General features: G+C 59.3%; 11 protein-coding genes and 1 tRNA gene. 7 read left to right on the top strand and 5 right to left on the bottom strand.

The window, feature by feature from the left end; translation table 11 throughout:
- Positions 1-53 precede the first annotated feature (53 nt).
- Positions 54-1,094, bottom strand: coding sequence for a PSP1 domain-containing protein (locus ACZM8Y_RS13500; protein ID WP_482333904.1), 1,041 nt, complete (start codon positions 1,092-1,094; stop codon positions 54-56).
- Positions 1,095-1,263: 169 nt separating this feature from the next.
- Here ACZM8Y_RS13500 and ACZM8Y_RS13495 point away from each other — a divergent pair, with 169 nt between their 5' ends.
- A complete protein-coding gene (locus tag ACZM8Y_RS13495; RefSeq protein ID WP_302554440.1) occupies positions 1,264-1,821 on the top strand; it encodes an HD domain-containing protein in 558 nt (185 codons plus the stop codon).
- A 435-nt stretch (positions 1,822-2,256) separates the two neighbouring features.
- On the opposite strand, the gene ACZM8Y_RS13490 is transcribed toward ACZM8Y_RS13495, so the two are convergent.
- Entirely contained in the window at positions 2,257-2,934 is a 678-nt protein-coding gene (locus tag ACZM8Y_RS13490) for a CBS and ACT domain-containing protein (RefSeq protein ID WP_302554439.1), read from the bottom strand.
- Positions 2,935-3,089: 155 nt separating this feature from the next.
- On the opposite strand from ACZM8Y_RS13490, the gene ACZM8Y_RS13485 reads away from it, so the two are divergent.
- A complete protein-coding gene (locus ACZM8Y_RS13485) occupies positions 3,090-4,058 on the top strand; it encodes a hypothetical protein (RefSeq protein ID WP_302554438.1) in 969 nt (322 codons plus the stop codon).
- An 847-nt stretch (positions 4,059-4,905) separates the two neighbouring features.
- A tRNA-Met gene (locus ACZM8Y_RS13480) sits at positions 4,906-4,982 on the top strand.
- A 113-nt stretch (positions 4,983-5,095) separates the two neighbouring features.
- Here ACZM8Y_RS13480 and ACZM8Y_RS13475 read toward each other — a convergent pair.
- Both ACZM8Y_RS13475 and ACZM8Y_RS13470 read right to left on the bottom strand, forming a co-directional pair.
- The gene (locus ACZM8Y_RS13475; RefSeq protein WP_482333900.1) at positions 5,096-5,656 is read right to left on the bottom strand and encodes a hypothetical protein; all 561 of its coding nucleotides are present in this window, start codon (positions 5,654-5,656) and stop codon (positions 5,096-5,098) included.
- 684 nt (positions 5,657-6,340) lie between these two features.
- Positions 6,341-7,024, bottom strand: a complete 684-nt coding sequence (locus tag ACZM8Y_RS13470) for a Crp/Fnr family transcriptional regulator (protein WP_302554453.1) — start codon at positions 7,022-7,024, stop codon at positions 6,341-6,343.
- Between ACZM8Y_RS13470 and ACZM8Y_RS13465 the strand changes: the two genes are divergently transcribed.
- A complete protein-coding gene (locus ACZM8Y_RS13465; protein ID WP_487480134.1) occupies positions 7,023-7,403 on the top strand; it encodes a hypothetical protein in 381 nt (126 codons plus the stop codon). The two genes, ACZM8Y_RS13470 and ACZM8Y_RS13465, sit on opposite strands and share 2 nt — an antisense overlap.
- Before the next feature lie 113 nt (positions 7,404-7,516).
- Here the strand turns inward: ACZM8Y_RS13465 and hcp are convergent, their stop codons facing one another.
- On the bottom strand, positions 7,517-9,133 hold the full coding sequence (gene hcp / locus ACZM8Y_RS13460; protein ID WP_482333896.1) for a hydroxylamine reductase: 1,617 nt from the start codon (positions 9,131-9,133) through the stop codon (positions 7,517-7,519).
- 256 nt (positions 9,134-9,389) lie between these two features.
- Between hcp and ACZM8Y_RS13455 the strand changes: the two genes are divergently transcribed.
- From ACZM8Y_RS13455 to ACZM8Y_RS13445, 3 genes are all read left to right on the top strand, one after another.
- Entirely contained in the window at positions 9,390-10,301 is a 912-nt protein-coding gene (locus tag ACZM8Y_RS13455; RefSeq protein WP_482333894.1) for a PP-loop family protein, read from the top strand.
- A 393-nt stretch (positions 10,302-10,694) separates the two neighbouring features.
- Positions 10,695-13,319 (top strand): DNA polymerase I, encoded by a 2,625-nt coding sequence (polA, locus tag ACZM8Y_RS13450; RefSeq protein WP_482330265.1) that lies wholly within the window; start codon positions 10,695-10,697, stop codon positions 13,317-13,319.
- A 509-nt stretch (positions 13,320-13,828) separates the two neighbouring features.
- Positions 13,829-14,188: a diacylglycerol kinase gene (locus tag ACZM8Y_RS13445; RefSeq protein ID WP_302554143.1), complete on the top strand. Its 360-nt coding sequence runs from the start codon at positions 13,829-13,831 to the stop codon at positions 14,186-14,188.
- Positions 14,189-14,437: the final 249 nt, after the last annotated feature.

The raw sequence follows: 14,437 nt of genomic DNA, 5'->3' as shown, positions 1-14,437 counted from the left end.
TTCGGGAGAAGCGGGCCCTTTCCCCGGAAAGGCCCCTTTTCGCTCCCCCGTCCCTATCTCTTCCGCTTGCGCTTGCGCTTGGGGCGGAGCCCCTCTTCAAGCGTTTCCATATCGCCGTCATTGAGCCCGCCGAGATCGTCAAGCTCATCGGGGTCGTCGCCAAACGCCTCGTCGATGGTGTCCGGATCGGCCATGACCACCATCAGCTCGTCATGCGGGCGGGGCGCCGAAGGCTTGTTCTCCGGCTTCGCATCAGGCTTTCCTTCCGGGCGCGGCGGCGCGTCGGGACGCCGGGGATCGAGCTCCTGCCACTCGTCGAGCGTCAGCTCAAGCTCCTCGTTCGTATCCGTCAGCAGGGCCACACTGTTGCGGAACATGTTGGCGCGCAGCACTTTCATGGGGCCCCTGTTGGTCTGGTAGCGTTTTCCGAGGCGCGGGCAACTGCTGTGGAAAATATCATAGTTCTCCTGCTCATAACTGAGGCAGCACAAGAGGCGCCCGCAGATGCCCGAAATCTTGGAGGGGTTCAGGAACAGGTTCTGCTCCTTCGCCATCTTGATGGTCACGGGCACAAACTTGCGCAGGAACCGGCGGCAGCAGCACACCATGCCGCAGCTCCCCACCGCGCCGAGCATCTGCGTCTCGTGCCGGACGCCGATCTGGCGCAGCTCAATGCGGGTGTGGTATTCGCGCACCAGATCCTTTACCAGCTCACGAAAGTCGATCCGGGTTGGGGCGGTAAAATAAAACACCAGCTTGCTGCGATCGAAAAGCACCTCCACATCGACAAGCTTCATGTCGAGCTGGCGTTCCCGGATGCGCGATTCACAGAACTTATACGCGGAGTACGTCAGGGTATCGTTTTCTTCCGCAACGATCTGATCCTCCTCGGTCACCTTGCGCAGGATATCGCGCACACCGTCCGGGGGAAGATCCTCAGGAAGGCGATCCACAATGTTCATGACCGTGGCGATGCCGAGGCCCTGACCGGTTTCCGCAAGTACGCGATCCCCCCTGCCGACAAAGGGATCCTCACAGTAGAAAAAATATATTTGTCCGTAATGACTAAATTTTATACCGATTATGCGCTTCATGTAGGTGCGTTGTCCGCCGCGGGGCGAACCGGGTAAGAAGGATGAAAATAGATCCCTTCCTTTTCCGTCATTCCAGAGGTTGTGTCAATCATCCGACAGCGCTGGATTTTGAAGCCGCGCTGCGGTATGCAACAGGTTCCTTGTCCCCTCACCAACCCACGGAGGCGTCATGATCAACCGCGAACAGGCTTTGGCCCTTTTGAACGAACCCGGCCCCGAAAAACATCTCATCCAGCACGCGCTGGCCTCGGAAGCGGTCATGCGCGCCCTTGCCCGGCATTTAGGCGAGGACGAAGAGGTGTGGGGCCTGACCGGGCTGCTGCACGATCTCGACTATCCCCTTACCCATGATGATCCCGCCAAGCACGGCCTCGTCGGAGCCGAACGCATCGGCGACCGCCTGCCCGAAGAAGCCCTGCACGCCATCCGCGCCCACAACGGCGAAATGACCGGCGTGGCCCCCTCCTCCGCCTTCGACTACGCCCTGCGCTGCGGGGAAACCGTGACCGGACTTGTGGTCACGGCGGCACTCGTGCGCCCCACGGGCATGGAAGGCATGCAGGCCTCCAGCCTCAAGAAAAAGATGAAAGACAAAGCGTTTGCCGCCAGCGTCAACCGTGACTGCATCCGGCAGTGCTCTGAGCTGGGGCTTGAACTCGGCGACTTCCTCACCCTCGCCATCGGCGCGATGGCGGAAATCGACGAAGAGCTTGGGCTGAGGAAATAGGCCCGGCTTGGGCCCGGCGGCTTCCCCATCCTCGCCATCGGCGCGATGGCGGCAATCGGCGGAAGGCTTGGGTGGAGGAAAGAAAGGCCGCCGGGAAAAGGAAACGGCATCCCCCACCGCCGCGATACGGCGCAGGCTTGAGCGGCCATACCGTCCCGCCGCCTCACCACCGGATACGCTCATGCGGCGAGGCCGTCCCATGCCGCTTTGTGTGGGCTAACTATTGAACGTCACTCATTGTGACCTCCTTTTGATTTGTTGCCGCCTGCAGTTGCCAGACCGCAAGCTTTACTGACAAATCAAAAGGAGTTTTTATAACATATGTAAAGCCGTAAGCTTTTCGGAACCTCCCGCATAGCGGGATGTTTCCTTTCCATACAAAAAAGGAGAGGCTTCCGTGAAAGCCTCTCCCTCTTTCTGCCGTAGCCGAAACAATCAGCAATTCTTGTTGCAGTGGAACTCGTCATCCATCCAGTATTCCAACGGCATGGCTTTCTTCATATTTTCGATAAGGGCCTTTTCCTTTTCGGAGTCCATCGCATGGAGACGGATATAGACGTGGCTGCTCCCTTCCTGCGTCTTGCTGCGCGAGGTGAGCACGGAAAGGACGTTGCCTCCGTTCTGGCTGATGGCCTCGAAAATCGGGGTCAGCACGCCGGGCTTGTCGGGAAGCATGAAGGCAAGCTGAAGGCCGCCCTTGCTCGCGCCGCAGAAGTCCACCAGCACCCTGAAGATGTCATGATCGGTGATGATGCCCACAAGCTCCCCGGAGCCGTCGACCACGGGCAGGCCGCCGATCCCCTTGTTTTCCATGATCAGGGCGGCGGCGTCCACGGCGTCGGTGTCATAGACCGTGACCGGATCGCTGGTCATGATGTCTTTTACCTTCACTTCGGAAAGGAGGTAGTACAGCTCGTGCATATCGAGCGTCGTCGCCTTGGAAGGAGAGGCGGCCCGGATGTCCCTGTCGGAAACGATGCCTGCCACGCGCTTCCCGTCAAGGACGGGAAGACGCCGGATATTATGATCCTTCATCAACTTCGACGCTTTCAGCATGGATGTGTCAGGGGTCACGGTGATGACGTCCTTGGTCATCCACTCACGAATCAGCATGGGAACCTCCTTGCGAGACAATCGGAGAGTTACGAGGGTTAAAGGGGGGCTCTTCGAGCAAGCCTTAACCTACACGAATTCCCGCCTTCACACAATGCCGGGAGGCGGAAGAATACGCGCTGGCCTCTCCTTGGAAAGCGTGGTATCCGACCCCCATGATACCTTCCGATCCGATGCCGTTCTGGCTGACGCTGGGCCGCCCGCTCACCCGGCTTTTGTTCGCCATGTGCCTTGGCCTGCTTATCGCCAATATCGTTGAGGCGCTGCGCTGGACGCGGCCCCTCGCCCGCCTTTCCGCGCCGCTGGTGCGGCTCGCCCGGCTGCGCGAAGCCGCCGGTGCGTCCTTCTCCATGGCCTTCTTCTCCCCGGCCGCCGCCAACGCCCTGCTGTCCGAAAGCCACGCCAAGGGTGAAATCAGCCTGCGCGAGCTTGTGCTCGCCAACCTGTTCAACAGCCTGCCCGCCTATATGGTCCACCTGCCGACCATGCTGTTCATGCTCTGGCCCGTGCTCGGCGCCCCCGCCCTCGTCTATACGGGGCTGACCCTCGCGGCGGCCGTGCTGCGAACCCTGTTTACGGTGGGCCTTGGGCATTTCCTCCTGCCGCCCCTTCATGGCGAAACCTGCATCGAGTGCCGGCTGCCTCAGGAAAAAGTCACCTTCAAAAGCGCCGCGCTCAAGGCGTGGAAACGGTTCCGCCGCCGCCTGCCCAAGCTCGTCATGTTCACCATCCCCGTCTACGTCGCCATGTACCTGATGCAGCACTACGGGCTGTTCCGCACCGCCGAGGCGTGGCTTTCCGAGCATACCCCGTGGATCGGGTTCATCAGGCCGGAGGCGCTCGGCATCGTGCTCCTGAGCCTCGCCGCCGAAATCGGCGCTTCCCTGTCCGCCGCGGGTTCCGCCCTGCATATGGGCGGGCTTACCCCCCCGGAAGTCATCATCGCCCTGCTCGTCGGCAACATCCTCTCCACCCCCATGCGAACCATCCGGCACCAGTTCCCGGCCTACGCCGGATATTACAGCCCCGGCCTGGCCTTCAAGCTCATCTTCTGCAACCAGCTCCTGAGGACTGCCACCATGATCGGCGTGACATGGGCCTATTGGCTGTGCGCCGTCGCCTGAGAAAAGGCGTACCCCAAGCGGAAAACGTTCTCCCTGCCGGAATGCAGCCACATTTGCGGCGGCGGAGGGCTTTGAGGGCGCGTAGGGCCTGTTCACACTATGCCGCATTTTTCCCATGCCTGAAGAGAGTTGAAGGAAAATACAGCATCGCTCAAAACAGATATAACCATTTGCAAGTTATGTTTATTCTCTGTTTGCGCGAACAGGCCCCAGGCTGCATCATGAAAAACGGTTGATGCCTTATTTCTTGAGGTTCCAAAGAAACGGCGGATAAGATGCCTCCGGCATGGTGCCCGCCAACGAAAAAGCGAGGGGAAAAGCCGCGTATTCACCATACCGTGGAGATGAAGCCTTCGTATCCCGAAGGCTCTGTTCTAGCATGTGGTTGTTTCATCACCACAGTGCGGTGAAAATACAGCCTTTTTCTCCGTTTTTCCCCTTGGCGGGAGCCACGGATAAGGCATTTTGTCGGTTATCCCCTTGGAGCTTCAAGGAAAAAAAGCATCAACCATTTTCCATAACACAGCCATCCCGAATAACGGAGCCATGCGCTGGACAACGGGGATTTCGCCCTGACAAAAAGCCGTTTCCCGGCCATTAGCGGGGAGAAGGGCTGAACCAGCCGCTTGCCGTCATCAAGGGCACGGTTTCCCCGCCATCACCGGGGAGGAGGAAGGCCATGCGGCACGGCCCGCATCCGCGTACGGTTCCCCAAACAGTTTTCTTGCCACAATTTAAGATAGAAAATTCAACAAATTACATTTTTTGCTATTTTCCTGCAAAAAAAGCTTGCCAAGTCCCGCAAACTCGCTTATTAAATGACCTCGCTGCTGCGGCAGCAACCTGTGGCAAGGTAGCTCAGTTGGTCAGAGCATACGGTTCATACCCGTAGTGTCGAGAGTTCAAATCTCCCCCTTGCTACCAGCTAACAATGGCGGTTCCAGATAGCTATCTGGAACCGCTTCGTCGTTTTAGCATATCCGATATTTCTGCATGAGTGCATGCCGTTTCTTTTCGGGAACGGTATGCGCTTTGCTTTATGGAAGTTGCGGGCCACCTATGGACGGCGTCCCCATGCCGTCCGTATGCCGCGGCGACGGAGGAACGCCTTTCAGGGGGTCACACCATGCGGGAAGGCGCGAAAAAAGGCTGAGCATACGGTAGCGATCCTCGTCCGGAAACACACCCGCGCCGCACCGCTCAAAGACGATCCGGGCCCATACCCCGCCCGCCTCCACGAAAGAACGCGGATCGGCTTCGTATCGTTTCCGGCCCCGCGCATGAATGTCATAGGCCACCAATTGGTCGTATGTCGGGGAAGCCGCCATAAGGGTCTGCCAAAACAACGCATACCCGTCCTCGCGTTCCCGTGCCGCGCCCGCCTCGCCTTCCCCGTAGTGCCCCATATAGGCCACACTCAGGCATTGCCGGAACGCGGCGATCCGTTCAGGAGGCGTGCCATCCGGCAGCAATCGCTGACCGAGGCTCCCGAAGGTTTGGGCGTTGGTTCGTGTCTGTTCCGTAATAGGGACATGAAAGTGCATCAGGCAACATCCCGCCAGCAGCCCTGCACCCAGCAAGGTTAAGACATTTCGCATGGCGCCTCCTTAGGCCGTGTCGCCATGTTACATGCAACCATTTGAAACCATTAAAAACAATCTTTTGTAACTTTAAAAATAGTTGAATGATTTGGCTGTGTCATAGAAAACGGTTGATGCTTTATTTTCTTGAAATTCCAAAGAAATAACCAATAAAATCTCCCAATCACAGAGCCCATCAGCGGAAAGATTGAAGAAAAAGCATATATTTTCAATATATTGATGAAACAAAAACAACCAGGCTCTATGACAGGGCCAATAATTTTAATGATTATATCTCATTGACGATACGACCCGGCATTCCGGGCGGTTCCACAGGAATCCCCTCGCTCTTTGCAGTTCCGCCGTGCGGCTTTTCCCTTGTGGGAACGGCTGAATGCCAGTCCCCGCCGCCCCGTCCACCGCAACGCAATGGGCCTTACCCACGAAGCCATACCAATGCCTGAAACAATCCCCGGCGAAAGGTACGCCTCCAGACCGGGAACAACATGGCCTTCGTTGACCGCCATCCAGCAGTTTCCGTTTCCCCCGCTGGCCTCAGCAATCCAAAGGCCCATATTGCCGTCCCTGAAACCGAGCCCATCCATTCAAATTTGCTGTCGGGATTGATGTATCTGCATCGGGCCCCATCATCCTTGCCATGCCCCGCAAACCGGAACACCCGGAGCGTATCCGGCATTCCGCCTATCTGTCTCCTTCTGCGGCAGTGGCCTGCAAAGCGGGAACGTCAAGAATGATAATGTCCTTTCCCCTCAGCTCGACCAAGCCCGCCTCGGAGAACCGGGACAACTGGCGGGAAAGCGTTTCACGGGCCAGCCCAAGCAGGTTGGCGAGCACTTCCCGCGAAACGCCGAGCCGGATGCAGTCCCCGCCCCCGATCTGCCTTCTGTGCAGCAAATACGTGGCAAGCCGGCAGGCCGCACCGCCCTGCCCCTGCGCCGCCAGCTTGTGCGCGAACATCCGCAGGCGGAGCGACAGCGCCGCGAGCATCCGCAAGGCCATCTCCGGGTTTTCCGTCACCAGCGCAAACAGCGCCTCCGCCGGAAGGAACAGGGTTTCCACGTCGTCCACCGCCACGGCGGACGCCGGGAACGTCCCCTTTTGGAACATCGCGGCCTCGCCGATTGTGTTTCCCCCGCGGACAAGGTGAAGCACCATCTCCCGCCCGTCCGTGGCGAAGCGGACGACCTTCACGACGCCGCGCAGGACGATGTGCATGCCGTCGGCGCGCTCCCCTTCACGGAACAAAGCCGCCCCGCGCGCAAACCTACGCATCCGGCATTCCACGGCGAGACGCTCCCGCTCGTCCGGGGACAACGGCTCAAACAGCGGCAAGCCACCGAGCACTTCCAACCGTTCGTTTGACATGCCAGCTCCTGTTTTACAGTGTATTTCTTTAAAAATATGGCTGTGGTATAGAAAATGGCTGATGCTTTTTTCCTTGAAGCTCCAAAGGGATAACCGGCAAAATGCCTTGGCCGTGGAGCCCGCCAAGGGGAAAACCGGAAAAAGGCCGTATTTTCACCGCACTGTGGAGATGAAACAACCACATACTATAACAGAACCTAAAAAATACACCGGGGCCGCCGCTGGGCGCAAGCGTTTCCGCGCCAAAGGCACCAAATGCAAAAAGGACGGGAGCTTCCGAAAAAGCGCCCGTCCCTTTTACGCTATGGCTGGCAACAAGGGGGTGGCAAGAAACATTCACATCTTCAACGAAACCTATATTCAACCATATGAGATATAAAATGATCTTTAGAAAGGCACCGAAAAGGCGAATGTCTCGGCGGCAATCCCCTGTGCGGTATCCCTGCGGCATCGCAGGCCGCACGGGAAACGCCGTCCTCCCCCGTATGCCGTTTATCCCAGAAGGGCCTTCAAATCCCCTTCAGGGGTGGAAATGGGCTTGATGCCCCAGTTCTCGACCAACAGATTGAGGATGTCGGGGGATACGAAGGCCGGGAGGCTCGGCCCAAGATGGATGTTCTTCACGCCGAGGGCGAGCAGGGTGAGCAGGATGGCTACGGCCTTCTGCTCGTACCACGACAGCACCAGCGAGAGCGGCAGATCATTGACGCCGCACTTGAGCGCGTCGGCCAGCGCCAGCGCCACCTTGACGGCGGAATAGGCGTCGTTGCACTGCCCCACGTCCATAAGGCGCGGGAACGGCCCGATCTTGCCCAGATCCTTGTCGAAGAAGCGGAACTTGCCGCACGCCAGCGTGAGGATGAGCGTATCCTGCGGGGCCTTCTCCACAAATTCGGTGTAGTAGTTGCGGCCCGGCTTCGCGCCGTCACAGCCGCCCACGAGGAAAATATGGCGCACGGCCCCGGTCTTCACCGCGTCAAGCACGGCGGGGGCGGCGTCCAGCAGCGTCTTGCGCCCGAAGCCCACGGTCACTTCCTTGCCCGGCGCGTCTTCCTCGAATCCGGGCAACTCCAGCGCCTTGAGGATGAGCGGCGCGAAGTCCCGGTTCTTGATATGCACAAGGCCCGGCCAGCCCACGATGCCGGAGGTGAATACCTTCCCGCCGTAATCCTTGGGGTTCTGGATACAGTTGGTGGTGAACAGCACCGCGCCGGGGAAGCCGGGCAGTTCCTTCTGCTGGTTCTGCCACGCCGTGCCGTAATGCCCCACAAAATGCGGGAACGCCTTGAGCGCCGGGTATCCGTGCGCGGGCAGCATTTCGCCGTGGGTATAGATGTTGATGCCAGTGCCCTGCGTCTGCTTCAGCAGTTCGTACAGGTCTTCGAGATCATGCCCGGAAACGAGGATGGCCTTGCCCCGGCGGTGCCCAAGGGAAACCTGCGTGGGGACGGGATCGCCGAACGCCCTGGTGTTCCCGGCGTCCAGAAGTTCCATCGCCTTCAGGTTGGCCTTGCCGCAGCGCAGCACCAGATCCAGCCAATCCTCAAGGCTGCGCGCCTTGTCCGGCGTGCCGTCCTTGTCCGGCATCCCGGCGGCGAGCGCCTCATAGATGAAGGCGTTCAGTTCCGGGTCACGCTGGCCGAGAACCGCCGCGTGATCCGCATAGGCGGCTACGCCCTTCAGCCCGTACAGGAGCAGCTGCATGGCGGAACGGACATTCACGTCGTCGCTGAAACGGTCGGTTCCGGCCTGCACCTTTCGGATGCTTTCCCAGTCGGCTTTCACGGCCGCGTCGCTCGTATCCGGCGTACAGCCGAGCTTCGCGGCGAGCGCCTTGCGGCGGCGTATGGCTTCCAGGGCGACTTCTTCAAGGGCCGCGGGATCGAAATTCACATTGGTGAGGGTGGAGAACAGCGCGCGGACGGTAAAATCGTCCGTATCCTGCTCAACCACGCCCTTGGCGCGGGCCTTGAGCGCCGTGCGGGACAGCAGCCGCAGCGCGTAGATCACATGATCCTGAAGATCGGCAACCGGGGCCAGCTTCCCGCAGACGCCCATAACCGTACAGCCCGTGCCCTTCGCCGTCTGTTCACACTGATTGCAAAACATGGAAACCTCCAAAGTTGAGGGGAAACGACATCATCTTGTCAACGGATACTCTTCCCTTTACCCGAAAAAGGCAGTGATCGGGATCACAATCACCCTTCCCGCACAAAAAAATCATGCCGCAGCCGCGTGTTCCGCCCAATCTTCCCGGCTTGACAAGGCTCTTGCACGCCAGCTAGAAAAACCAGTTAACCGGTTTCACGCCGGGCCATCCAATCCGCAGCGCGCAGCCGCGCCCTGCCCCGGAGTTCGCCTCACCATGATATGCAAACGCTGCAAGTCCGCTACGGCCATCATCTCCCTGCCGAGCCACAATACCGGATTCTGTGAAAACTGCTTCCGGGATTTCTTCTCCGCGCAGGTCGCCCGCGGCATCGAAACCGGAAAGCTGTTCACCCACGAGGATCGCATCCTCGTCGCCCTGTCCGGCGGCAAGGATTCCCTCTCCCTCATGCTGGAGCTTTCGCGTCAGGGCTATGACGTTACCGGCCTGCACATCGACCTCGGCATCCCCGGCACGTCCGAAATCGTGCGCGGGGTCATCGAACGCTTCTGCGGCAGGCACGGCTTCAAGCTCATCGTCAAGGAAATGGCCAGGGAAGGGCTTGCCATCCCGCTGGTCAAACAACGTCTCAAGCGCCCCGTCTGTTCCGCCTGCGGCAAGATCAAACGGCACTATTTCAACAAGACGGCGCTTGAGGAAGGCTTCACCGCCCTTGCCACCGGGCACAATCTCGATGACGAAATCGCCCGCCTGTTCAGCAACACCCTCCGCTGGGACGTCGGCTACCTCTCGGATCAGGGCCCGCGCCTCGACGGTGAAGACGGCTTCGCCCGCAAGGTGAAACCCTTCTGGCGGCTGACCGAATTTGAAACCGCGACCTACGCCTTCCTTGAAGAGATTGAGCACCACCATACGCCCTGCCCGTACAGCGCGGGCGCGAGCTTCACCTATTACAAAGGGCTCTGGAACCAGCTTGAGGAAGAGATGCCCGGACGCAAGCTCTCCTTCTACGTGGACTTCCTCAAGCGCGGGCGTTCCGCCTTCGCCGGGCTCGAAAAGGCGGAAGGCGACGCCCTCGCCCCCTGCACCGTCTGCGGCTACCCGACATCCTCCGGGGTGTGCGGCGTCTGCCGCATCCGGGAAGCCATAACGGAAGGGAAGGAGTAGGGTTTGGGAGGGGGAGGGGCCCTTTCTGGAGAAAGGGCCCCTCCCCCTCCCAAACCCTCCTCCTCTCCCCAAAGACTTTTGACCTTATCGAATCCCTCTTTTCCGGTTCTTCGGAAAATGAAGGCCGGGGCACGGAATCGAGTCTCTCTTTCCTGTTTGGGGAAGATGAAGGGCGGGGCACGGAATCGAATCTCCAGTTTTGGGGAGATAAAAGCCGGGGCGCGGCATCGAACCCCTCTCTCCAATTTTAGGAAGATGAAGGGCCGGGGCGCGGATCGGGTTCGGAAGGATATTGTAAAAGCGGATCGGTTCCGAGGAGCCGGATGCGGACATCCTGCCGGAGCAGTTTAGCGGGTGCGGGGAAAAATCCCCGGCCGCCCTCTTGGAGAAAATATGAGCATCAAGCAGCGATTTGATCAGGAGCCGATCTATCTCATGGACGGATCGGCCTTCGTATACCGGGGGTTCTACGCCAACCAAAGCATGCAGCGTTCGGACGGGTTCCCGACGAGCGCGCTGTTCATCGTGGCCCGCATCCTCATGCGCATCCTCCGCGAGGAACAGCCCAGGCATTTCGCCTTTGTGCTCGACGGGCACGGCCCCAACTTCCGGCATGAGCTGTTCCCGCTGTACAAGGCCCAGCGCAGCGCCACCCCGGAAGACCTCATCAAGCAGATCGATCCCATCCATCGGCTCATCAAGGCGCTCGGCCTGCACCTTGAAGTCTCCGACAACTGCGAGGCGGACGACTGCCTCGCTTCGCTCGCCAAGCGTTACCGCGAGGAACGCCCGGTGATCCTCGTGGCTACCGACAAGGATCTCAAGCAGTGCCTGCATGACAACGTCATGATGTGGGATCCTGCCAGCAAGGATGAAAAAATCGTCACCCTCAAGAGCTTTGAGGAAGAGACGGGCCTCAAGCCCACGCAATGGCCGGACGTGCAGGCGATCATCGGAGACTCCAGCGACAACATCCCCGGCGTCCGCGGCGTGGGGCCGAAGACGGCGGAAAAGCTGTTCCACGAGTATGCCTCGCTGGAGGCCATCCGGGACGGCTTCGCCTCCATGAAGCCCGCCCTGCAAAAAAAATTCGACGGGCAGCTTGAGGCCATGTTCCTGTACCGCCAGCTCACTACGCTGGACACCACCCGCTGCGCCTCCCTCACGCTCGACGCCATGCGCGTGCGCCCGGTGAACCGGCAGGAGGCCGCCACCCTGCTCCGTGAATTCGAGCTCAGCTCCCTTGAACGCGAACTCGCCACGCTCATCCGCGACGGACGCGTCGCCGTGGAACACGATACGCCGGAAACGGTGGATTCCGGGAAAGGCGGCCCCATGCGCCAGCTTTCCCTGCTCGACACGCCCAAGGCCGAACCGCGCCAGCGTCTCCGCGACGCCTCCGATCCCTTCTTCGACGCGCTGGAAGGCAACCCCGTGGCGGTGCTCGGCGGGCACGGCGAACTCGCCGTCGCCGTCGGGGATAAGGAAATCGTCTATACCGGCCTGACGCCCAAGCTCGTGGATCGCCTGCTCAAGGCGAAATTCGTGATCGCGCCGGACGTCAAGGCGCTGCTGCACACACACGCGGACTGGCGGCGCATCCCCTCGGAAAAATGGTTTGATCTTGGGCTCGCCAGCTACCTGCTGGAGCCGGAGGATCGCGACTACGGCTGGCCCAAGCTGTCCGCCCGCTGGGGCACGGCGCTTGGGCTTTCGGCGGCCAATCCCGGACTCCTCGCCCTTGCCATGACCGACCAGCTGCTTAAGCGGCTGTCCGGCGCGCACCTCGTCGAACTCATGAAGACGCTGGAACTGCCGCTCATCCCGGTGCTCGCGGACATGGAAAGCGCGGGCGTCAAGCTCGACGCCGAAGCCCTCGCCGGTTTTCTGGAGGAAGTGCAGAAGGATCTGGATCGCATCACCGAGGACGTCTACCGCGAAGCGCAGGGGCCGTTCAACATCCGCTCCGCACAGCAGCTTGGGGACGTGCTGTTCAACCGCCTGAAGCTCCCCATTTCCGGCAAGACGCGCGGCGGGCAAGCCTCAACGTCTCAGGACGTGCTGGAAAAACTTTCCGGCCACCATCCGGTGGTGGACGCGCTCCTTGAGTTCCGCAAGCTGGAAAAGCTGCGCTCGACCTATCTGGAGCCGCTGCCCCGGCTCATGGGCGGCGACGGACGCATCCGGACCACGTTCAACCAGCTTGCCACCGCCACGGGCCGCCTTTCGTCCAGCAACCCGAACCTCCAGAACATCCCGGTGCGCGGAACGCTTGGCCGCCGGATGCGGGCCTGCTTTACCGCGCCGGAAGGCAAAAAGCTCATCTCGGCGGACTATTCGCAGATTGAGCTTCGGGTGCTGGCGCATCTTTCCCGCGACGAGACGCTGCTGGCGGCCTTCCGCGAGGGCGCGGACATCCACGCCCGCACAGCCAGCCTCCTCTTCGACGCCCCGCCCTCCGAGATCACCCCGGATCAGCGCCGCAACGCCAAGACCATCAACTTCGGGCTGATCTACGGCATGGGCCCGCAGAAGCTGGCGCAGGAGCTCAAAATCCCGCTGTCAGAGGCCAAGGCGTTCATGGCCCGTTATTTTGAACGCTTGCAGGGGCTCAAGAACTTCTACGAGAACGTCGAGGAAATGGCCCGCGAGCAGGGCTATGTCACCACGCTTGCCGGACGCCGCCGCCCCCTGCCGGACATTCAGGCCGAAAGCCAGCAGGCGCGTTCGCTCGCCCGGCGTCAGGCCATCAACACGCTCATTCAGGGCAGCGCTGCGGACATCATCAAGCTCGCCATGCTTGCCGTGCACGGTGACGCTCCCCTGCGCGCTCTGGACGCCAAGCTGTTGCTGCAAGTACACGACGAACTGCTGCTTGAAGTCCCCGAAGCCGCCGCGCAGGAGGCCGGGGAACGTGTCGCCGCGCTCATGGCAAACGTCCGTCCCGGCGGGATCGTCCTTGACGTGCCCCTCAAGGCCGACTGGGGCGCCGCCGGGAACTGGGGCGATGCGCATTAGTTGGGGGGGAAAGAGACGTGGGGAGGGGAAGGAGAACCCTTCTGAAGAAGGGCTTCTCCTTCCCCTCCCCACACCCCTCCCCTTCCTCTCCTAAGACTTTTGCATTCGGCTGTGCCGTGGTACTCGGTTGATATACCCTTTCTTGGGACTCCAAAAGGGATACGTAATGAAATGGTTAGCTGCTTCATAGAAAACGGTTGGTGCTTTTTGCTTGAAGTCCAAAAGGATTAACCGACAAAATGCCTTAGCCGTGGATTCCGCCAATGGAAAAACTGGAGAAAAAGGCCATATTTTCACTGTGCTGTGGAGATGAAACAACTTATGCTATGACAGAGCCAAGTGTTTCAATCATGGAGCCCGCCAAGAGGATATTTGTATAAAAGCACTGCATGTTCATCATGTTGTGTGGATATATCAGCCATATTTCATAGCAGAGGCTTGTATTTTAGGCAGTTATCGTAACCTGTAGACACATCGGCAGCGTTTTGAAAGGAAAACGGGAGAAAGCTATGCCCCGATTCATCAATCCCAAGCATCTGATGGGAGCCACCAAAAATTCCCTGTCCGGCCTCGTGTTCGCGTGGAAAGGCGAGCAGGCGTTCCGGCATGAGGTGCTCGTACTGGTTGTTCTGGCAGCCCTGCTTGCCGTAACGGGTAAAGACGCCGGACAATGGCTGCTGGTGCTCGGCGGCTGGATCGGGGTCATGGTCGTGGAGCTGCTCAACAGTGCCGACGAAGAATCCTTCGATCTCGTGACCACCGAATGGAACGAACACGTCAAACGCGGCAAGGATATGGCCTCCGCCGCCATCTTCCTTGCTATGGTCATCAACGCGGGCATCTGGGTCTATACCTTTTTCTTGAGCTGAGCATTCCCCAAAAACTTTGGCGCTCGTATAGGCTATATTTTTATTTTTATATAATATATTGAAATTATTAAATATTTTTAAGTTGTAAAATATTATTAAATAATTTCAAATAGTTAAACTTAATCGGCGACACAACCTAGCATATTGCTATTTTATCTCTACAGCATACTGGAAATACAGATTTTTTCTCCAGTTTTTCGCTGATGGACTCCATGATTGAAGGATATTTTTACCCCTTTGGAATTTCAA

It is taken from the genome of Bilophila sp., assembly GCF_057864385.1.
The sequence above is the reverse complement of the archived record's forward strand: the minus strand, read 5'-3'. Positions and strand labels throughout refer to the sequence as shown.